General features: G+C 43.3%; 16 protein-coding genes and 2 tRNA genes. 2 read left to right on the plus strand and 16 right to left on the minus strand.

The features are described 5' to 3' along the window. Positions 1–2 precede the first annotated feature (2 nt). The 3 genes from FZC79_RS20955 to spoIIE all read right to left on the minus strand — a co-directional run bounded on the left by FZC79_RS20955 (position 3) and on the right by spoIIE (position 4,944). Entirely contained in the window at positions 3–983 is a 981-nt protein-coding gene (locus FZC79_RS20955; protein WP_148948622.1) for a serine/threonine protein kinase, read from the minus strand. Continuing rightward, the gene (locus FZC79_RS20960; protein ID WP_148948623.1) at positions 952–1,689 is read right to left on the minus strand and encodes a vWA domain-containing protein; all 738 of its coding nucleotides are present in this window, start codon (positions 1,687–1,689) and stop codon (positions 952–954) included. The genes FZC79_RS20955 and FZC79_RS20960 overlap by 32 nt, the downstream gene beginning before the upstream one ends. 765 nt (positions 1,690–2,454) lie before the next feature. Then, positions 2,455–4,944, minus strand: coding sequence for a stage II sporulation protein E (spoIIE, locus tag FZC79_RS20965; RefSeq protein ID WP_148948624.1), 2,490 nt, complete (start codon positions 4,942–4,944; stop codon positions 2,455–2,457). A 280-nt stretch (positions 4,945–5,224) separates the two neighbouring features. Between spoIIE and FZC79_RS20970 the strand changes: the two genes are divergently transcribed. Together FZC79_RS20970 and FZC79_RS20975 are read left to right on the plus strand one after the other, a co-directional pair. After that, positions 5,225–5,301: transfer RNA gene (locus tag FZC79_RS20970), tRNA-Met, on the plus strand. A gap of 9 nt (positions 5,302–5,310) precedes the next feature. Continuing rightward, positions 5,311–5,382, plus strand: a tRNA-Glu gene (locus FZC79_RS20975). A 417-nt stretch (positions 5,383–5,799) separates the two neighbouring features. Here the strand turns inward: FZC79_RS20975 and FZC79_RS20980 are convergent. The 13 genes from FZC79_RS20980 to FZC79_RS21045 all read right to left on the minus strand — a co-directional run bounded on the left by FZC79_RS20980 (position 5,800) and on the right by FZC79_RS21045 (position 21,120). Next, entirely contained in the window at positions 5,800–6,222 is a 423-nt protein-coding gene (locus FZC79_RS20980; protein ID WP_148948625.1) for a S1 domain-containing RNA-binding protein, read from the minus strand. 75 nt (positions 6,223–6,297) lie between these two features. Further along, positions 6,298–6,696 carry an FtsB family cell division protein gene (locus FZC79_RS20985; protein ID WP_148948626.1) on the minus strand — a complete coding sequence of 133 codons (399 nt, stop codon included), beginning with the start codon at positions 6,694–6,696 and terminating at the stop codon, positions 6,298–6,300. Positions 6,697–6,710: 14 nt separating this feature from the next. Further along, entirely contained in the window at positions 6,711–7,337 is a 627-nt protein-coding gene (yabQ, locus tag FZC79_RS20990) for a spore cortex biosynthesis protein YabQ (RefSeq protein ID WP_148948627.1), read from the minus strand. Then, positions 7,334–7,636: a sporulation protein YabP gene (gene yabP / locus FZC79_RS20995; protein WP_113928187.1), complete on the minus strand. Its 303-nt coding sequence runs from the start codon at positions 7,634–7,636 to the stop codon at positions 7,334–7,336. The genes yabQ and yabP overlap by 4 nt, the downstream gene beginning before the upstream one ends. A gap of 80 nt (positions 7,637–7,716) precedes the next feature. Further along, the gene (locus FZC79_RS21000) at positions 7,717–7,989 is read right to left on the minus strand and encodes an RNA-binding S4 domain-containing protein (RefSeq protein ID WP_187442916.1); all 273 of its coding nucleotides are present in this window, start codon (positions 7,987–7,989) and stop codon (positions 7,717–7,719) included. A gap of 168 nt (positions 7,990–8,157) precedes the next feature. Then, positions 8,158–9,624: a nucleoside triphosphate pyrophosphohydrolase gene (gene mazG / locus FZC79_RS21005; RefSeq protein WP_148948629.1), complete on the minus strand. Its 1,467-nt coding sequence runs from the start codon at positions 9,622–9,624 to the stop codon at positions 8,158–8,160. 121 nt (positions 9,625–9,745) lie between these two features. Beyond that, a complete protein-coding gene (locus tag FZC79_RS21010) occupies positions 9,746–11,344 on the minus strand; it encodes a putative polysaccharide biosynthesis protein (protein WP_252183425.1) in 1,599 nt (532 codons plus the stop codon). A gap of 293 nt (positions 11,345–11,637) precedes the next feature. Further along, positions 11,638–12,174: a stage V sporulation protein T gene (spoVT, locus tag FZC79_RS21015; RefSeq protein WP_148948630.1), complete on the minus strand. Its 537-nt coding sequence runs from the start codon at positions 12,172–12,174 to the stop codon at positions 11,638–11,640. 1,056 nt (positions 12,175–13,230) lie between these two features. Then, positions 13,231–16,767 carry a transcription-repair coupling factor gene (gene mfd / locus FZC79_RS21020; RefSeq protein ID WP_148948631.1) on the minus strand — a complete coding sequence of 1,179 codons (3,537 nt, stop codon included), beginning with the start codon at positions 16,765–16,767 and terminating at the stop codon, positions 13,231–13,233. Positions 16,768–17,388: 621 nt separating this feature from the next. Then, a complete protein-coding gene (locus FZC79_RS21030) occupies positions 17,389–17,619 on the minus strand; it encodes an anti-sigma-F factor Fin family protein (RefSeq protein ID WP_148948632.1) in 231 nt (76 codons plus the stop codon). Between the two features lie 71 nt (positions 17,620–17,690). Further along, on the minus strand, positions 17,691–18,248 hold the full coding sequence (gene pth, locus FZC79_RS21035) for an aminoacyl-tRNA hydrolase (protein WP_148948633.1): 558 nt from the start codon (positions 18,246–18,248) through the stop codon (positions 17,691–17,693). Between the two features lie 89 nt (positions 18,249–18,337). After that, complete coding sequence (locus tag FZC79_RS21040; RefSeq protein WP_148948634.1) at positions 18,338–18,991, minus strand: 50S ribosomal protein L25/general stress protein Ctc; 654 nt, start codon at positions 18,989–18,991, stop codon at positions 18,338–18,340. Positions 18,992–20,160: 1,169 nt separating this feature from the next. Further along, a complete protein-coding gene (locus tag FZC79_RS21045) occupies positions 20,161–21,120 on the minus strand; it encodes a ribose-phosphate diphosphokinase (RefSeq protein WP_148948635.1) in 960 nt (319 codons plus the stop codon). Between the last annotated feature and the right edge of the window lie 7 nt (positions 21,121–21,127).

The following is a 21,127-nucleotide window of genomic DNA, read 5'->3' on the forward strand; positions in this document are numbered from 1 at the left end:
AATTATAAAAGTTCACCATAGATGTATAAAAAGTATAGAAGAGATACGATCATGACAACCAGTACGGTCTCGAGGAAACCTCCCCCTGTTTTCTGCGACCTGAGCTGAGTACGGCTGGCTGCGGCCGGCTTCCTCTGAGGATTAGCTGCTGAGGCTTTATTATTGCCCGGTTTGCTTTTTACGGAGAACGTATCCAGCAATGCCTGGCGCATTTCCTGAGCTGTCCTGTATCTGCCCTCAATGGCACCCAGGATGGGCACTTTCATTTTCGCAAGCTCCGGCTTTGCCATTACAGCATTCCTTAATTGCTCTATTCCCTCACTCCCGCTTTTATTAAACCTTTTCGGATAGGAGAGGTTAATAAGAATCATTGCAGCTGAAAACAGGTCGTAGGATGGTTCTGCTTTCCTCGAATGCCCAAGCCAGTATCCTCTATCGAAGAACTCTGTGAACTCTTTAATTGCCCGGCCCTGTATTGTCGTTCCTCCAACATCAATACAGCGGAGTTTATAAGGCGGACCTGTTACAATCAGATTATCCGGTTTTAAATCTCCAAAGACCCAGCCTTCCTGGTGGATACGATGAAGGTCATTCAACAGCTGTACAACAAGGACACCTGTCCATGAGAAGCCTTTCTTTTGAACAAACTCCAGCAGGTCCGGTCCTTGAATATATTCCATGACATAGAAAGGGATTCTCCTGCCCCCCGCCTCCCAGTCATCCACATCAAGCAAAGAAGGTCCAAGAGGCGCTCCTTGGACCTTGGCAAAAGCCTTTAACACATTTACTTCCGAGGTGATGGACATCGAGCTGTCACTCATTTTAAGTGCTGCATAATCCGCACCCGCCTGAGCCAGGTAGACGATTCCGTTTGCCCCGTATCCAAGTTCTTTCACGATCGTATAATGTTGTTTGTGCCACTTGCCGGTAATTCTTGTTCCTGAAGAAAAATTATATTGTTTCTTCCAAGTATTGTTCATCATCACGTGAGAGCAAACCCCTTAATGAACGTTTTTTCTTGAATGAAGAAATCGCTTCACTAATTGCCGGCCCCGTTGGCGTTATTCCTCCTGATGACAGCTTTGAAAAGACGCTCGTCAGCGATTCAAGCTTTGGAGTCCAATCCAGCAATTTTTCGACATCTTTTCTTTTCCCGGGAAATACGAAAACCGAAAACATGTTATCTCCCATTCTTGCATTCATGCTGAGAGACAGGTCCAGCAAGGCTTCTTTAACCGTTGGCAGTTTATGCTTCATGCTCGCTGAAGTGTCGACAAGAATCAACACTTCAAGGTCTGCGGACTCGCCTAATTCATCTACCACTTCCATCACTTCGCCCCGCTGTTCCGGAGGAAGTTCTTCCATTGAGGTGTTTTTCCCCAAGATCTGCTTCAATTCCTTATTGACGACCCCCTGCAGGGTTTGGGTCATTGCTTTTCTTGTAACCATCTGGACTGTCTGTGACAGCTGCTGGGCATAAACGATCTGGCTTACACCGCCGCCCGACATGGCAATGCCTTCTATTTCCTCCATGCCTCTTTCATCAATAGAATCATTTTCCATCACACCTATTACATTCACGGTAATTCCTTGTTCCTTTGCCAGTGCAGCCATCGCTACCGGATCTTCGCCTTGATTGGAGCAGCCATCAGTGATTAATAGAACTTGTCGAAGTGTACCTGTCTTCAACAGTTTCCCCTCCTCTAACTTTGTTTGTTACCATCATCGCCAGTTTAGGAGGGAAATATACTTGGGATTGCTGATAGAATCTGCATATCATGCTGTTTTCAAAGTACCTGACACTGTCTCAAAGACCTTCCTTTCATTCTTTCTTCTGCTGTATACACGTTAGTAGACTTTCCCGGATCAGCCGATCAATCCAATTCCTTTTATGTTAAAAAGCTCTTTCGTACACTTTGCTGCTATTCCATATAAATTCAGAAAACAATTCGCCATAATTGAGCAGAAATAACCTGTTCAGATAAAAGTTCTGATTTCATCAGGAAATTCCGACACCAGGGATTTTTCTGAAATCAGCAATTTACGAGAAAACCCCTTGCTTTAGAATGCGATTCTACCTTAATCCCCTTTAGGCAGGAGGATTGGAGCAGAACCGGTGAGACCCCGCAATCTAGTTCCAGCGCCTAGTCCCTCGGTGTCGTGCGCCTGGAGCGGGAGTCCATTACTTTAAACATCCACAACACTTTGTGAAAACTCCTTTCGTAAACTTTGAAAAATACCGCTATCAATCACCGTAAATATTATGAGAAGTAAGAAAGAAAAGAGCTATCTCCTCCTTTAGAGAAAAACCTTGTACTCATGGGATACCCGAAAGCAGCAACCAATGCGAATGCAGCCTTTAACTAACTAAATAGAAATCACTTAGTGGCCACTTGGCAATGACAGAGATTCTAGCAAACTGCTTAAATATTTATTGAAAAGAGATACCTCTCATTACGAGATTTTTTCCTTTCTTTTGTATTTTTGCACTGGGATCGAACTCCATTTCGGGATATTGTGCTTTATTTTCGAAACCACGATGGTCATATCGTCTTCTATCTCTCCTGATCTTGTTCTTATCACTTCCTCCATGATAATATCAGCCATGGTCTGAGGATCGTCTGAATCCACTTCTTTAATCTTCCGTTTCATCCACACATCATAATTCTCCACATGCTTCGGCCCTTCAAATACTCCATCACTCATCATGACAAGCAGGTCTCCCGCCTTCAATTGTTCGCTCACCACATCGACATCGAACTCGTAGAAAATCCCCATTGGAAGATTGCCTGCTTCCACCTTCACTACCTTATCCCCTCTTTTTATAAAGCTTGGTGTGGAACCGATCTTCAAAAATTTGGAGGACGCATCCTGCAAATCAATCATCGCCAAATCAAGAGTCGAAAATATTTCATCATTCGTTCGTAAAGAGAGAATCGAATTGACCGCCTTTATCGCCACCTTTTCTTCTATACCGGACTGTAAGATCTTCTGAAGGAGACTCAATGTTTCATTACTTTCATAATGTGCCCTTTCCCCATTTCCCATTCCGTCACTTATCGCTACAGCGTACTTACTTGCACTCAATTCGATCATCGAATAGCTGTCTCCTGAAATAAGCCCTCCCCCTTTAGCCGCATGGGCTACACCAGTATCCACCATATAGGCCTTTGCAGAGCCGAAGGTTAATTGACAGTGACCACTTGGGAAAGCAGCAGGCTCCTCACGCAGGACAATGATGTTTTCTCCCAAAATATCCGAAAGCATTGGCGCAATCAGTTTTTCTCCTTCTCCGTGTCCATTCCCATTTGGCAGGGCCATCTCTATGTCAACACTTCCTTTATCCAGTGAATAGATTTCTACATTCTCTATTTCCATACCGAATTCTTGTAATGATTCGAGAATCTGTTCCTCCTGCTGTTGGTGGTTTTCTCTTTCTCTCTGAATCTCTCGGGCAAAATCGCCCATCACTTCGGACACACCTAACAATTGGTCTGCCACAAGTTTTCGGCTTTCTTGTACTTGTTTTTTTAATTTGAGGTTTGCTTGATAATAAGTCAGCTCCTGGGAAATGACATCTTGGACTTTTTTGGAACGAACGCAGTGTTTTTCAAGCTCCCTTCCTGTTTTTCCGCTAAGCGGGACTTGTCCCTGATCTATTTCATACATAACATCTTTCATAAGATCGTATGTTTGATTGAAGTTTCTGGCCCAGCATTGATCCTTTTTAAAGCAGGTCTGGCAGGTCTTTTCAGTCACATTGCTCAAAAATTGATCAAACTCTCTCTCCTCCTCCTCCTCATTGTTCATCTTATCCTCCAAGCCTGAGAAACTATTTGAAAGTGCCTGAAATACGGAAGAAAACTGTTCAACCCTGCTTGCTGTCACATCACGGACTTTCCTGATATACTGCTGCTGTTCCTGGTTGTATTCAGTTGTTCCCGGTATGTGTTTTGCCAGTTTTCCAGTGAGGGCAGGCGGGGTCAGAAACAATAGAAAGATGGCTGCACCCGACTCATACAGGGTTTTGGCCAGTGATGTATCACCATCCCCGTACATGCCGACAAGCAGCGTCGCGATAAGCAGACCAATGGCTGCTCCTGCTTTCTTCCCTTCTTTTAACAAACCTCCAAGAAGACCCGAGAATGCCAGGAGGCTCATCTGATAAAAGCTGGCCACATTCGCAAGGCTGAAAATCAAGCCGGTCACCACTCCGACGGTGGAGCCAACAGTAGCTCCCGCAACAAAGGAAAACAGCAAAACAAGATATCGCGATAGAATATGTTCTATAGAAAGATCATATACAGACCAACCGATGGTCCCGGTCATGACAGAAGCCAGGAGTATGATCAGACTTACCACTTCTTCTGTTTTGAGGGACTTCTTACGTTTGCTGATTGAGAACAGCGGGACACTTTGGATGAAAATCAGAGTTAAAATAAAGGAAAGTGTCGCTTCCACCCCCGCCATCGCACCGTCATAAATGGTAACGGCCCCCCTATTGACTATATAATCAAAGGCCAGGCTGGCTGTAATGGTCGTGAAGAACACAAAATACGGTATCGCCTTCAGCTCACTCTTTTGAAATTTCCTCGTTATCCTGAAAAGAATCAGGAATAATAGTGAACTGGCAAACGTATACGTAATATTAGATATGGATAATGTCATCGACCCGGCCAGCAGGCCCATCAGCGCGACAGGAGCACGGTCTCTTCGCACCATATAAACGGCCGCGAAAAAAGGCATGGCAAAAGGTGTCAAATGTGAGAGTATCAGGGCCCGTCCCAAAAGAAATCCCAAACCGAAGAGAACAAAACCTTTTTGAATGAAGAACCACTCCACCTTCTGCAAAAAGACTTTCATCCCCATCGCGAACTCCGATCTAGTTTGCTGGATGTCCACATTCCTCACCGGCTCCATGACACTATGCTCAGCTTTCTCCATACATATCCTCTCCCCTGGTCTTATTCATTGTAGTTAGTATATAGCGGACAAGCTTAGAAGTTTGTCAAAATGAGGACTTTAAATTCAAGAAACGTTCGACTTCTTTCTGCGAAAGGTCAGAAGATGGAAAGATACATGATTCTCAGGCTTTCCTGAAGCATCAAGGAGTGTATCCTATAATACAAGATTTATAAACTGACATTTTTCTCGAAAAATCTGTTGACAATATTTTTAGTTCTATGTATTATATTACTTGTGTCTCAAAACATTTTATTAATATGGCGGTGTAGCTCAGCTGGCTAGAGCGTACGGTTCATACCCGTGAGGTCGGGGGTTCGATCCCCTCCGCCGCTACCATATTATACCGGCCCATTGGTCAAGCGGTTAAGACACCGCCCTTTCACGGCGGTAACACGGGTTCGAATCCCGTATGGGTCATAGTGAAAAACACGACAGAATTCTGTCGTGTTTTTTTGTTTGTCCGCTGCTCAAACTGACTGCACTGATTCAGTTTCTGCCAAATCGATGCTGCCCGTAAATTCCCCAAGTCACACTGCAATCTAATCAAACAAAAAAACAACCGACCGCTTTCCAGGGATGAAAGGCAGTCAGTTGTTTTTTAATGGCTCTTTTCGTAAATTTGCTGCTATATGATACTAATTTCCGAAAAAACCTAGTCTACATGAAAAGAAAAGAGCTGCTATTTCCAAATAGAAAGAGAATCCTAGGTATCCGGGGAAAAATCCGGCTCATGGGATTCTTCCGAAAGCAACAATGCATGCGAAAACAGCCTTCTTACTAGTGGTTCTCACTCAGAACCCTCTATAAACCTGCTATATATAAATAGACAGCAAGTTATCCTCTTTTTGCTCCTCTGCCGCCGCGTTTTGATTCTGTATGGCGCTTTAATGAAGTTAAACGATCTTCGCTATCCTTTAAGAAGCGCGCCATCTTCTGCTCGAAATTTTCTTTCGGGCGAATGTCATTCGGTTTGTTGCTGCGTGGACGCTGAGGACGCTGCGGGCGCTGGGGGCGTTCCGGCTGGTCTTTTGCCTTCCGGATGGATAAACCGATCTTACCGTCTTTTTCAACATTCATGACTTTCACTGTCACTTCTTCACCGACTTTAAGATGCTCATTAATATCCTTTACATAATTGTCGGCAACTTCGCTGATGTGGACAAGACCTGTTGCACCTTCCGGCAATTCTACAAACGCTCCGAAATTTGTAATCCCTGTTACCTTACCCTGAACCTTGCTGCCTACTTCAATTGACATAAAAAGAATGCTCCTCCTTAGAATAATTAAAAAATAAAGCTTACTATATATTATAGCCAATTAAAAAAAAGAGTGTCAATGCGACGACTCTTCTTCTTCTTTTTTCGCTTCCGGCTCCGGAATATTAAAAATAATTTCGCCTTCGTCTGAGAGAAAGTAATCTCTTCTGGCCAATTTGGCAATGTACTCGTCATCGTTCAGCTTGATGATTTCTTCTTCGAGGATTGCCTGCTGCCTTTCAAGCTTTTCCAGCCTGGCTTCCAGCTGTGCCTTTTGTGTTTCCTTCTCTTCTAGGACGGAAGCGCGTGAGATGAGGGTCGAAACGAGAAAACCGCTTATCGTCAGGGCGAGGATAAATAACAGGGCCAAGCGGCGAAAAAGCCTCTTTTTTCTATGGTGACTGACTTTCTTTTTATGTTCCTGCTGTCGTACATAAGCATTTTCCATTGAACGGATATTTCGTTCCCGGCTCATCTCTTGCACCTCCTTTATCTCTTAAGCCATTTTTTCAGCTTTGTACTTATAACTTTACCAAATGGAAATAAATATCCTGCTAATTTATTATATAACTTCTCGACTAATTTTTTAATATTTTTCGGGAAAAGGCTTGAAATAATTTTTACCACCCAGAGGAGAGGAGCAAACACAATTTTCAAGATGGAAATAATTGCTTTGCTCAAGAAACCGAATACAGCCCATGTCCCCTTGGCAATCCCTAAGATGATTGAAAATAACAGGACCACCAGCCACTTGACAGGCGAGTAAACCAGATTCGTTACCATTTTCACTATGAATCTATAAAGAGAAATAAAGGCTTGGATGATCCTTTCCAGCATGGTCTTGTACATGGTCTTCAGAAGAGCCTGATAGCCAGCAAATCCACATAGCAGCGCAATGAATATATAAAATCTCACTTCGCCAAAATTCACTGAAAACAGGATGTAGAAAATAAAAAGGGCCTGCACAATCCAAAACAATACATCGTTCAGGAAAACAAGCCAGCGTTTTCTTTCGTTTCTGTTTAAAAAACGATTATACGTATCAAGGGCAGCTCCGAAAATACTACCCATGCCGACCATGGCCAGCATGGTGTAGAATTGTACTGAGAGTGTCATCGGAACAGCTTGCTAAAGAGCCCTTTAGCTTTTTCTCCGCTTTGTTCGTCTAAATAAACGATATCAAACACCTTGCCTTTGATTGATACAATCCCTTTATCGACATCCAGATTCTTCATTTGCAGATTCTGTCCCCTGATCGAGAGAAATCCCATAACCGTCTCAAGCAGAAATTCCTCATTATCGAAGCTTTCCACCTGCTTGACTCCTGTGATGTCCAAAAGGCGTCTGCCTCTCATCATGACATCATGCTCCTGCATCGTTCCTTTGTTATTCCCGCTTTCCTGATACTGATTCATTTTCATCCCCCACATTCACAAAGTACAGGCTTTGTAACTATATGTATGCGGGTGGGAGGAAAATAGAACAAGCTGTCAACTTACTCTTCGGGTCCTTCAGATAATCGTTCTTCGCTGATAATAGTATACATCGTGCCCGCGTCTTCTTTGCGGGTCGACTCTTGCAGGCGGTCCACTGTAGCTGTAACTACTTTCTGACCGAAGCGGACTTTCAACTCATCCCCTACTTTGACATTGGAACTTGCTTTCGCTTGCAGTCCGTTTATGGTGATCCTGCCTTTGTCCGCCACTTCCTTAGCTAATGTTCTTCTTTTGATTAAACGGGATACTTTTAAATACTTATCTAAACGCATTGTTACCATCTATTATCTCTCCTTTAATTTGTCTTGCTGGCTTAATATTTTCTCCGCTAAAGCCAACTCTTAATGAAGAGCTGCAGCCACTATAAAATGAGCTTTTTGCTCTTCAGAACATCTGCCAGTCGGAGTTTCCAGGGCGATTCCACAAATGATAATAATTATTTAACTGATTCCTCTCTCTTTCGCTTCATTCCAGAACCCATCGAGTTCGTCCAATGAAAAATCAGCGAAGCCCTTCCCGCTTTCCTTCACCTTCTGTTCTACATAGGCAAAACGGTTGAAAAATTTCATATTGGCTTTAGCCAGAGCCTCTTCGGGATGAATTTTATAGAAGCGGGCTATATTGATAAGCGAAAACAAAAGGTCGCCGAATTCGCTGATTTGGGCGTGTTTATCTCCTTTCGCTGCCTCGTCACGGAATTCCTCTATTTCTTCATAGACTTTCTCCCATGCCCCGTCCGATAGTTCCCAATCAAAGCCGGCTTTGGCTGCTTTTTTCTGGTACTCATAGGCTTTCATCAAAGATGGATAACCTTTGGCAATATCACTTAAAAGTGGTTTTTCCGTCTCCGTCCCGCCTTTTTCAGCTTTTTTGATGGTCTCCCAATTGGCTTTTACATCATCTGTATTCTCCACTGATATATCACCAAATACATGAGGATGGCGGCGGACCATTTTTTCCGAGACTGTTCCGATTACCTCATTAATGGTAAACATCCCTTCATCTTCACCGATTTGGGCATGAAGCATGATCTGAAGAAGAACATCTCCCAGCTCTTCAACCATGTGATCGATATCTTCTTCCTCTATTGCCTCCAGCAGTTCATACGTTTCTTCTATTAAATATTTCTTCAGCGAGTGGTGGGTCTGTTCAATATCCCAAGGACAACCCCCTGGTCCGCGCAATCTCGCAATAATCTGCCTGAACGTTGAAAACTGCTTATATCTTGTATCCATTTCCGCTGCAGGCGGCACGTATAAACTCGTCAAGTTGTTCAATTGCACTTCACGATCCAGTTCCACAAGAGGGATTGTTTTCACAAGCTCTCCTTTCGTTCCTGCCGCTGTCACGATGGTCACACTGTAATCATAAGGATATAACTCCATTAAGGTCAGTTTTACATCAGAAGCTGTGAAGGCATCATAAACCTGTCCAATAATTAAATGCTGATCCATCTTGATATCCTCAAGATGTAAATCGGTTCCATCCAGGAGCTGAAATCCTTCTATCGGATCTGCTTTTACAGCTGCAAACAAGGGATCAAGGAAGCTTTGTCCGCCGATGATTTCAAGTTCAAATCCTTCCCGTTCCGACGCTTCGATCAGCAGCTGGACAGTCTTTTCTGCCACCAGGGGGTGCCCGGGCACTCCATATAGAATCTCGCCTTTTTGCGCTTCTGCTTTCAGCACATCGACTATTTCAATATAAACCTTTTCAAAGCTGTCATGCTTTTCATATATGTAATCAAAGGATTGATAAACAAAACCTTCTTCTTTCAGCTCGGATACCACCGGGTGATGTTCCGTGCGGAGAAAAGTTGTCCGTTCCCCTTTGAGCTGCTTGTAAACACCAAGGGGCAGCTGATCGAGTTCCCCTGCTCCCAGGCCGGCTACCATAATTTTATTCATGCTGTACCTCCTATTATTTTATTTATTTTTTTAGATTGAAACCGCAATAAGAATAATAGACTTTCACACCAGATCTACTGAAGCGCAATCGCCGCCTGTGTTACTGCCCTAAACTGCATGCCTATTTAAAACGTTCAGAGATGGAGCTTAATTTATCTCCTCCGGGCAGCTGCCCGAGTTCTTCCGGAGAAAAGATGCTTCCTTTTAAAATTATCAGGATAAATACGGCAGCGCCAATGGCCGCACTGGAAAGGGATTCTGCCGCAGCCATTATACGGGATGGATTCTCTATGAGTGCCGAATATAGATATGAATATACTTGCAGCACCACGGTCATAACCATTCCTGCGAAACCTGTCACAAAATAAAAGTGCGGTTTCAAGAACGATGCGTGGAATTGTTTTTTTAAACGAAAAATTAAAATCGCGGTTATCATCCCTAAAGCGATGACTGTCGAGATCGAGGACCCCATTGTACCGTACTGAGTGACAAGCAAAATATTTAAAAAGTATTTAATCACTAATCCGCCCAGAATGGTGATGGCAGGAAAATAAATCAGTTCGAGCCCCTGCAGAATGCCTGAAATCGTTAAGATAATGGAACTGAAAAGAATTGACAAGCAAAAGACCGCAATCACATCTGAACCAAGGCTGTTTTGAAACAGCATAGTATTGGTGGGTTCGATAATATTGATTAAACCAAGAGAAGCAGCAAAACCTGCAAGGCTGCCTATTTTTAAGGCCAGCCTGATTTTGTTATTCATTTCGGCACTCTCCCCTTTACGGAACGCCGATGTGATGAGAGGAACCAGTGTTAAAGAAAGGGAGGTACTGACGACCGTGCCCAGCTGGATGAAGGGCTGTCCTCTGTCATAAATTCCTTTCAACTGTTTAGACTCTTCCTGAGATATACCTGATTGTACTAAAAGAGAGTATACATTCAAGGCATCTATCAACTGAAGCAGGACAAGCAGCATACCGCTGATACATATTGCAGTCCCATGCTTTAAAAGCCTGGTCCAAATCTCTTTGTGATTGATTCCCCGCAAGCTGACGAAAGAGAGGGGAAGATGGCTTCGGTCCCTCCAGACAAATGTAATCAGGATGAAGATGCAGACCAACCCTCCCGTTATGGAACCAAACAGCGCCCCGGCACCGGCCATATACAGGGAATAACCGTTCGCGACCAGGACAGCTGAGAACACAAGGATCGTGGCAACCCTGATGAACTGTTCTCCCACCTGGGAATAGGCAGTGGGAATCATATCGCCTTTACCCTGGTAAAAGCCCCTGAGGCCGGATATGAACGGAAGAAGCAAAAAGGTGACACTGATTAATTGAATTAGCTCCTTCAGCTGAGGATCACCCATCAGGGATGCAATGGATCCTGCGCCGAAGTAAATCAGCAGAAACCAGATCATACCGGTCACAGCCAAAAAAAGAAAGGAAGAACGCAGAACAGCCTGAACCTCTTGTTCGTTCTGTTCTTCCTGCCGCTCCGCAATCATTTTTGATATGATAACCGGAAATCCATATGTAGATAGAGCAAGGGCAATCCCATAAAAAGGATAGACCTGCTGATAAATATAAAAACCAATGTCGCCGACGATATTCTGGAATGGAACCCGGTAGACGGCGCTGAGAATTTTCGTAATCAATGCTGCCGCCGTCAGGACAAGGGTTCCCTTCATCAATTTTGCAGATGTATTTTTATAAGGCAACAGCTGTTTCCTGCCTTCCTAATTGCGAATTATTGTACTGTATTATAACACAAAACACCCTTTATCTTTCATTGCGGGCACTCTCAAAAGCGGAAGCGCCTCGATCAGCCCCGACAGGCAAATGTTCCTCAGAGAATAAAAGGCGCTCTTCCCTTTTATTCTCTGAGGGTTATTTGACCCCGAGGGGCTAGGCGCTGAAGCTGGACGTAGATTTCATAGCTAAAGTTATGTATAAAGATGAATTTTATACTCTTCTAAACAAAAAAAAGAAGCGGTATTCACCGCTCCTGATACTATGATTCCATTTGTCTTGCTAAAAAGCCAGCTGCCGTTTCTACTGCCTTTTGCTCAACTTCACCAATTGTTTTATCCTTCGAGAAGATCGTCACTGAACCGATCGGATCACCGTTAGCGATGATGGGTGCGATTGTGTAAGAAGAAACTTCCTCCTCAACACCTTCCACAAACTCGATTTTCCCTTGTTGGGTGTGAAGTAACGAATTGCGTTCTCCCATTTGTTTTTCAAGAAGATCGCTGATATTTTTATTTAAATACTCTTTTTTAGAGCCGCCTGCGATGGTAATCACCGCGTCCCTGTCCGAGATAAGGACGGAACTGCCAAGGCTGTCATACAATGCTTCCGCATATTCTTTTGCAAAATCACTTAACTCACTGATTGGTGAGTATTTCTTCAAGATGACCTCGCCGTCTCTATCAACGAAAATTTCCAAGGGATCACCTTCGCGAATTCTTAGAGTCCTGCGGATTTCCTTTGGAATAACGACACGACCTAAATCATCAATACGACGAACAATACCAGTTGCTTTCATCTATAGTTGCCTCACTTTCCATCAGATGATTTTTTTCGGTAATTACTGTTGGATATTCATTACCAAAGTTGACTTTAGTATCCTTCAAGAGGAAACTTCTATACACTAACCACTATTTTTTCTGTAATTACGTTTTTGTTCTAGTTAAGGTTTATTTTACCAAAACGGCAGCTGCATTAAATTAAATACCCTGACAATCCTAAATTAAACAAGAATAGCTTATTACATTTAAGTTACAGTTCATGCAAAGCCCTTTAAATCTCTTGCTTCTTCTCTTTAAGTTTCATTCCTTCACCTAACTTTTAATTATTCTTCAATAGTTATCCGGCGCCCCGCGCGTAGAGGTACAGTCCCTTTTTTAAAAGTACAAAAGCCCGCCAATCGAATGAGTGGGCACTGAAAAAGTCCAATAAAAATCTAAAAGGCAGAATCGTTCATTTCTAAGAATAATTCTGCCTTTTTCTCGTAGGTATTATTGGTTTCCGTTTAGGATGAGCGGCTCCACTGGGCTGGCGCACGGTGGAGTGGGCTTTATAGCAAAAGCGGCTTCTCATTTTCTTAATTAAGTATTCAGCGGTAAAAATAAGGGGAGTTTTTCCCGTTAATTGCAATTTCTAAGCTCATATTGGAGTAAATAGAGGGAATTTTTCCCCTTATTCGAAGAAATTGCACCTATTTTCTAGTGTTTGATGTCAAATAAGGGGAATTCCTCCCGTTATTTAAGCTCTTTTTATATGCTTTTTAGTAAATAAGGGGAATTTTTCCCTCTATATTACTAGCCAAAGTGCTGAAATTGGCTGGTCATTACCGCTGGTCACTATTCCAGATCCTTGAATCGGTATCTATCCAGGCCCGGCTGGCGAATGTTCCCAAAAACATTAAAAGACCTAAAGCTAATGGGGTAAAAAGAGCAACCTATCCAATGGATTCAAAGAAAAAAGTCAACCTTCTTCCGATTTAAGGAAGTATAGTTGACTCTTTCTTTGCTAAAGAAAATTTGATATTAGTTTCGGTATATTTTCAGTGCTCTCATCGAATGACGGGCGGGCTTTTTGCTTATGAAGAATGAACTTCTGCATCCTTCCTTGCCAGGTGTATGTTTTTGACGATATCGTATGCAATATTGAACCATTGTGACGTTTTCATTCTATTTGTATTGATGGTGATTTTTAGTTTTTGCTCTTCCATTCCAAGTCCGACGGCGCGGCCATGTTTGTTGCAGATATCAAAGACCTTGCTGCCATCAATTTCCTGTGTCCCTTCAGGAGACATATAAATGGATACTTCTTTTTTGTTCTGTTTGATGCTCTCCAGCTTTGCCTGGCGTGCATAGACCTTCATTTCAGCTATTTGGAACAGATACGCTGTTTCTTCGGGATACTCTCCAAAGCGGTCAAGCATTTCATCCTGCAGTTCAGCTGTTTCTTTTAGGGTTGAAACAGAACGGAAGCGTTTATACATTTCGATCTTCTGATGTCCATCCTGGATATAAGTATCCGGAATATAGGCATCCACTTCTATGTCCACCTCGAAAGAATATACCTTTTCTTTCGGAAGATCTTCCTTTCTTTCTTCAATGGCCTCTTTCAGCATTTGTGAATAGAGATCAAAACCGACAGAATCAATGAACCCGTGCTGCTGGGCACCTAAAATATTGCCTGCTCCCCGGATAGTCAAGTCGCGCATTGCAATTTTGAAACCGGAGCCAAGCTCAGTGAATTCTTTGATGGACTGAAGTCTTTTCTCCGCAACCTCTGTCAGTACTTTATCTTTTCGGTAAGTGAAGTAAGAATAGGCGACCCTGTTCGAACGGCCTACCCTTCCTCTTAATTGATACAATTGGGAGAGTCCCATTCGGTCTGCATCATACACAATAAGTGTATTAACATTCGGGATATCTACGCCCGTTTCAATGATGGTAGTGGTTACGAGAACATCATACTCTCCATCAAGAAAGCTGAGGATGATCGATTCCAGTTCATTTTCGTTCATTTTTCCATGAGCGAAAGCGACTCTTGCATCGGGCACAAGCATGGAAATCTCTTCGGCCTTCCGTTCAATATCTTCTACGCGGTTATAAAGGAAATAGACCTGTCCATCCCTCGCAAGTTCCCTTTCGATTGCTTCTTTGATCAGGGCCCCGTTATATTCCATCACATAGGTCTGTACCGGGAACCGGTTTTCCGGCGGGGTTTCAATGACAGATAAATCCCTGACACCAAGCATCGACATATGAAGGGTTCTAGGTATAGGTGTCGCTGTTAAAGTAAGAACATCGACATTGGTTTTCAACTGCTTGATCTTTTCCTTATGAGTGACGCCAAACCTTTGTTCTTCATCAATGATCAGCAGGCCAAGGTCACGATATTCAATATCCTTTGAAAGGATTCTGTGCGTCCCTATTACCACGTCAACTGTTCCCGCTTTGATTCCTTTAATTGTTTCCGTTTGCTGCTTCTTCGTGCGGAAGCGGCTCAACAGACCGACTTCGAGTCCGAAATCCTGAAACCTTTCTTTCATTGTTTCGAAATGCTGCTGTGCCAGGATGGTTGTCGGCACTAACAATGCGACTTGCTTTCCATCCACCACCGCTTTAAATGCTGCCCTGATGGCCACTTCAGTTTTACCGTAACCCACATCTCCGCAAAGCAGGCGGTCCATCGGCCTTTCTCTTTCCATATCCTTCTTGATTTCTTGAATTGAACGAATCTGATCCTCTGTCTCCTGATAAGGGAAGGAAGTTTCAAATTCCCTTTGCATATCTCCATCAGGAGAGAAAGCATACCCTTTGGAAGCTTCTCTTTCTGCATAAAGCTTAATGAGATCATCGGCGATATCCTGTACAGAAGATTGAACCTTATTCTTGACCTTCTTCCATTCAGAACCGCCAAGTTTATATAGCTTTGGCTCCTTGCTTTCAGAAGCCACATATTTTTGAACTAGATCGAACTGTTCTACCGGTACGTACAGCTTGTCAGTACCCTGGTACTTAATATGCAGATAATCTTTATGAACTCCATTGATTTCCAGAGTTTCTATACCGAGGTATTTACCGATCCCGTGATTAACATGGACAACATGGTCGCCGATTTTTAATTCGGAATAGCTCTTGATTCTCTCCGCATTGGAGAGCTTTTGTTTCCGGGGAGCTTTTTTTGTCTTCTTGTTAAAAAGCTCTTCTTCAGTTAGAACGGCTATTTTCATCATCGGAAGTTCGAAGCCGTTTGTAAGATGTCCGCTCATGATTTGAGCCTGCCCGATCAAAAGCTTCTCATTATCCGCTGTCACCGCTACTTCAATATCATAGTCATTCAATACCCTTTGAAGCTTCTTCTTCCGATCTTCATCAGGTCCTAATAGGATGATAGTGAAATTCCCCTTCTTCCATCGATCCAATTCCGCTTTTAAAACATTCATCTGGCCATGAAAACTCTGCATCGGCTTGCTTGAAAGATTAAATATGTTCTGCGGACTGGTATTGGGAACATGCCTCAGGAACAATGAGAAATAGACCTTCGGCAAACTGGTTTGGACCAGCAGCTTTGAAAGGTTATGAGAGACAGGGACATCATGGACAATTTCCCCATTTTGTAAAAGAGATGTATACCAGTCTGCTTCTTCTTTTTCCAATGATTCTCCCATTTCCTGCACTCTTCCCAATTCATCCAGGAAGAACATCGCGCCTTCAGGAAGGTAATCTAGCAAGCTAGCAGCTTCATCATAGGCATATGATAGATATTTATAAATCGCTTGAGGTTTTTGGCCGTTTCTCAGCTGTTCCAATTCATATCCGGTATTTTGGGTGAGCCGTTCTTTCACCTGGTCAGTTTTGATCTTTTTCAAGCTCTTGGATAGTCCTGTTTCCAGGCGCCCGATAATATTCTCCAGATGTTCACTCTTCATAATCGTTTCTGAAGCAGGGCCAATATGAACTTCCTTCAGCTTTTCAATGGATCTTTGATCTTCCAATGAGAAAGACCGAATGGAATCAATTTCTGTATCGAACAATTCGATCCGTACAGGTGTCTCCAATGTGTGAGGAAAAATATCAAGAATCCCTCCGCGCAAACTGAATTCCCCCGGTGTACCCACCATTTCATTCCGCTGGTAACCCATTAATAATAGTTGATCCAAAAGATTGTCCAGATCGATGTCTTCTCCGAGCGTAAAGGACAGCTGCAAGGATTTCCATAATGATTTGGGCGGCAGGATTTTCCTTAAACCTGCTGCCGGTACCACAAATACTCCGCTTTTTCCCAGCGCCAGCTTATTCAGAACTTCTATTCTCTGTGACTTCAGTTCAGGACTGGCTACACTGAGTTCGGCCGCAATCAGCTCATTCGCCGGATATAGAAACACTTCTTCATCAGGAAGGAATTGAAGAAGATCGTCATATATTTTTTGTGCCTGCAGAAGATTGTGGGTAAGAACAATCGCAGGCTTCCCTGTCTTACGAAACATCGATGCCATGAACACGCTTCTTGAGGAACCTGATAATCCCGCAACAAGCTGCTCCTCCAGCCCCTCTTCCACACCGGCAGCAAGAGCCTGCAATTCTTCATTTTGTCCAATGAAGTGTAAGATATTTTTCAAGGGAGTAGTCCTCCTCTCTATTTTCTTTTCTATTTATGAACAGAAGCGTAAGCGCCTTGGTCAGCTCCGACAGGCAAATGTTCTCTAGAGAAAAAAAGGCGGTTTTTCCTTTTATTCTCTAGAGGTTATTTGACCCCGAGGAGCTAGGCGCTGCAGCTAGACGGAACAAAAGCGCAAGCGCCTTGGTTAGCTCCGACAGGCAAATGTTCTCTAGAGAAAAAAAGGCGGTTTTTCCTTTTATTCTCTAGAGGTTATTTGACCCCGAGGGGCTAGGCGCTGCAGCTTGACGGAACAAAAGCGCAAGCGCCTTGATCAGCCCCGACAGGCAAATGTTCCAAAGAGAAAAAAAGGCGGTTTTTCCTTTTATTCTCTTTGGATTATTTGACCCCGAGGGGCTAGACGCGGCTAACATACCTATAAGTTATCAACTGAAGTTGATGTGATTTCCTAAGAATCAAGATAATCCCGCTTCATCGCAGGGATTTTGTGAAAATTAATCTGTTTCAGCTGATAGTCTATCAAAAAACGATCAACCTATAAAAGAAACGACGGAAACCGCCCCTTTTGGTTATAAACCTGTCCATCGCAACAGAAAAATGCTTTGGTCAAGACCAAAGCCCCTTAATGGATCAGATAATCTGATTGATGGTACTCCGGATTGCGGTTAAGTGATTCCTGGCAGTCCTCGCAAATCGTCTTGATATGGATATCCCCATTTTGTTCATATGATACCATATCCAAGCGGTCCTCATCAGAAAGTTTATGCAGGCCGACCTGCTCTGAGTGCACGGAAACCTGATTCAAGCTCCCCACTTTGTACCCGCAATGACGGCAGTGGTAATGAATCGCCATATCCTTCCTCCTTCAATAACACTATTATCCTTATTATGAACGTGTTAGGCAGGAGTTATACAGAAGCCGGTTCAGTTAAACTTATTCATGACTTCAAGGAAAGGCTTTTCGAGCCACTCTTCACAAGCAGCCGTGCTGGAAGCAATGACATCCTGCATGGTTTCCCACTCTTCAGGCGAGAATTTCCCTAAAACATAATCAGGAACTTTCATGCCGCTCGGAGGACGATCAATGCCCACTCTTATCCGGTTAAATTGCTGGGTTCCCAAATGACCGATGATGGATTTCATTCCATTATGGCCCCCGGGACTTCCTTTTTGGCGAAGCCTGATTTTTCCTACGGGCAAATCGAGATCATCATAGATCACCAGCAGGTCCTCTTCTTCAATATCGAAGTAATCCATCAAAGGAACAACGCTTTCTCCTGATAAGTTCATATATGTAAGAGGTTTAAGTAATATGACCTTTTCCCCTTTATGATGGACACTAGTATAGACCCCTTTGAATTTCGATTGATTCAAGGGGCTGCCGAATTTCTTTGCCAGTTCATCTATAATTTCAAACCCTATATTATGCCTGGTCCGGTCATATTGCGATCCCGGATTTCCAAGTCCAACAATCAATTTCATAGTTCCACCTCATTTTCCTGCACTATCAATACCATAATTATAAACGATAAAAGACGCAACCCGCAAAAGGCTGCGCCTGAAAAATTATTCTATTCTTCTTTACTTTCACTCTCGCCGCTTGCTTCTGTCTCACGGCCTTCCTCATTATCAGGAGTGCCTGGTTCCTGTTCTTCACCAGAACTGATTTCCTCCTCCTGGCGAGGCGCAAGGACAGAGGCAATCGTCATATCATCTTCCGTATTGATTGTGAAAGAAAAGTTCCCTTTGATATCTCCCACTGTTATGGTGTCTCCGACTTGAAGCTCAGAAATATCAACCTGAACGCTGTCAGGGATATCTGATGGCTTTGCTGTTACGGAAACATCATGAAGCGGCTGCTGCAGGACTCCGCCGTCCTTAACGCCTGCTGACTCGCCAACAAGCTCTACACGCACGTCCGCATCCATTTCAGTGGACATGTTGACTGCAAGGAAATCTGCATGAATGACAGCATCCTTAATATGGTCCTGCTGATAGTCACTCAGGACAACATTTTGTTTCTTTCCATCAATATCCAGAGAGATGATTCCGTTTCGGCCAGCCTCTCTCATTGTTTTAATAAATGCAATGGAATCGATGGAAATTGGTGTATTGTCTACTTTATATCCGTACACTACTGCAGGAATACTCCCTTGATGTCGAAGTTTGGTTAGATCAGATCTTTTGTCGCCTGTGCGGCCACTAGCTTTCAATTGTACAGCCATGAATAAAACCCCTTCCTCAGTTTTCTATAATAGTCTCTCTATAGAAAATACCCTAAAGCAGGGAATATTAAACAGGTTCTTCTTAAATTACCTTTATTTCTTGGGCTTTTGCTCCCTACGGTAAAAGAATTTCAGAAGTGATGAAGTGCGATTGTTACACAGGCAGCTGATGGTATTTACTAGCCGAGGTGGATCTGTTAAAGCGGGCTGCCGGGGTCACTCGGACTCTTTTTGAAGGATACCTAACCCTGAAAATTGGGCTGCTGGGGTCACTCGGACTCTTTCTGAAGGACACCTAACCCTGAAAAATAGGCACTTGGGGTAAGTGGGCACTGAAAAAGTCCAATAAAAATCTAAAAGGCAGAATCATTCATTTCTAAGAACGATTCTGCCTTTTTCTCGCGGATATTGGTGGTTTCCGTTTAAGATGAACGGCTCCACTGGGCTGGCGCACGGCGGAGCGGGCTTTATAGCGAAAGCGGCTTCTCATTTTCTTAATTTAGTATTCAGCGGTAAAAATAAGGGGAGTTTTTCCCGTTAATTGCAATTTCTAAGCTCATAATGGAGTAAATAGAGGGAGTTTTTCCCTTTATTTGAGGAAATTGCACTATTTTCAAGTGTTTGAAGTCAAATAAGGGGAATTTCTCCCGCTATTTCAGCTTTTTTTGCATGTTTTTTAGTAAATAAGGGGAATTTTTCCCACTATATTACTAGCCAGCCAAAGTGCTGAAACTGGCTGGTCAGTACCGCTGGGCACTATTCCAGATCCTTGAATCGGTATCTATCCAGGCCCGGCTGGCGAATGTTCCAAAAATCACTAAAAGATTCTAAAGCTAATGGGAGAAAAAGAGCAACCCATTTAACGGGTCCAATCGATTCAAATAAAAAGGTCAACCTTCTTCCGATTTAGGAAGGATAGTTTACTCTTTCTTCTAAAGAGAATTTGATATTAAATTCGGTATATTTTCAGTGCCCTGTGGGGTAACTCGGGCTCTTTCTAAAGGACACCCCGCCCTGGAAAACCACCCCCCTGGTGTTTCTCAAGAAAGCTCTCAGAATCACAGAGCAAAAGAAAAAGCAGTGCGGACTAGTAGTAAATATCCACACTGCTTCTTAATTCTATTCTATTTGATATGGACATTTACCATATCTATTTTGCCGGGTATTGATCAATCAAACAAAGTACTCACTGATTGCTGCTCATAAACACGGATGATGGCTTCACCGATTAGAGGAGCAACAGAAAGCTGTTTGATTTTGCCTATCATTTTTTCTTCAGCTAAGTCAATGGAGTTCGTTACAATTAATTCTTTGATTTTTGAGTTTTGAATCCTTTCGATGGCAGGGCCTGAAAGAACAGGGTGTGTACAGCATGCGTACACTTCTTTTGCTCCGTTCTCAACAAGGGCATTTGCTCCTAGCGTAATGGTACCAGCCGTATCGATGATATCATCGATCAGAATCGCAATTTTGCCGTCTATGTTACCGACGATGTTCATTACCTCTGAAACATTCGGTTTCGGGCGGCGCTTATCGATGATGGCGATTGGTGCTTTTAACCTTTCAGCAAGCTTCCGGGCTCTCGTCACCCCGCCATGGTCTGGTGACACAATGACAATATCCTCTGATTTGAAGCCTTTTTCCAGGAAGTAATCGCCCAGGATCGGCACACCCATAAGATGGTCGATCAGGATATCGAAGAAACCTTGAATCTGCGGCGCATGAAGATCTAGAGTGATGACACGCGTAGCACCAGCTGTTTCTAAAAGGTTTGCAACAAGCTTTGCGGTGATTGGCTCACGTGCACGCGCTTTTCGGTCCTGTCTTGCGTACCCATAGTAAGGCATGACGATGTTGATTGTTTTGGCAGAGGCTCTCTTAAGGGCATCTACCATGATGAGCAGTTCCATCAGGTTTTCGTTAACAGGGGCGCTGGTCGACTGGATGACGAAAACATCACAGCCGCGGATACTTTCTTCGATGTTGATTTGGATTTCTCCGTCACTGAATTGTTTTACTGTACATTGACCAAGCGGAATCCCCACTTCTTTCGCGATTTCCTCAGCAAGCGCAGGATTTGAATTCAAAGAAAAGATCTTCAATTTAGAATTAGAGTAACTGTTAGGCATGGCAACC

It is taken from the genome of Rossellomorea vietnamensis (assembly GCF_008180615.1).
GTDB classification, from domain to species: domain Bacteria; phylum Bacillota; class Bacilli; order Bacillales; family Bacillaceae_B; genus Rossellomorea; species Rossellomorea vietnamensis_D.

What these genes read in the sequence shown, in the direction of transcription:
- FZC79_RS20955 (WP_148948622.1), bottom strand. Translation starts at nt 983, where the DNA reads ATGATGAACAATACTTGGAAGAAACAATATAATTTTTCTTCAGGAACA.
- spoIIE (WP_148948624.1), bottom strand. Translation starts at nt 4,944, where the DNA reads ATGGAGAAAGCTGAGCATAGTGTCATGGAGCCGGTGAGGAATGTGGAC.
- FZC79_RS20980 (WP_148948625.1), bottom strand. Translation starts at nt 6,222, where the DNA reads ATGTCAATTGAAGTAGGCAGCAAGGTTCAGGGTAAGGTAACAGGGATT.
- FZC79_RS20985 (WP_148948626.1), bottom strand. Translation starts at nt 6,696, where the DNA reads ATGAGCCGGGAACGAAATATCCGTTCAATGGAAAATGCTTATGTACGA.
- yabQ (WP_148948627.1), bottom strand. Translation starts at nt 7,337, where the DNA reads ATGACACTCTCAGTACAATTCTACACCATGCTGGCCATGGTCGGCATG.
- yabP (WP_113928187.1), bottom strand. Translation starts at nt 7,636, where the DNA reads ATGAATCAGTATCAGGAAAGCGGGAATAACAAAGGAACGATGCAGGAG.
- FZC79_RS21000 (WP_187442916.1), bottom strand. Translation starts at nt 7,989, where the DNA reads ATGCGTTTAGATAAGTATTTAAAAGTATCCCGTTTAATCAAAAGAAGA.
- mazG (WP_148948629.1), bottom strand. Translation starts at nt 9,624, where the DNA reads ATGAATAAAATTATGGTAGCCGGCCTGGGAGCAGGGGAACTCGATCAG.
- spoVT (WP_148948630.1), bottom strand. Translation starts at nt 12,174, where the DNA reads ATGAAAGCAACTGGTATTGTTCGTCGTATTGATGATTTAGGTCGTGTC.
- FZC79_RS21030 (WP_148948632.1), bottom strand. Translation starts at nt 17,619, where the DNA reads ATGGCGATTCATTACCACTGCCGTCATTGCGGGTACAAAGTGGGGAGC.
- pth (WP_148948633.1), bottom strand. Translation starts at nt 18,248, where the DNA reads ATGAAATTGATTGTTGGACTTGGAAATCCGGGATCGCAATATGACCGG.
- FZC79_RS21040 (WP_148948634.1), bottom strand. Translation starts at nt 18,991, where the DNA reads ATGGCTGTACAATTGAAAGCTAGTGGCCGCACAGGCGACAAAAGATCT.
- FZC79_RS21045 (WP_148948635.1), bottom strand. Translation starts at nt 21,120, where the DNA reads ATGCCTAACAGTTACTCTAATTCTAAATTGAAGATCTTTTCTTTGAAT.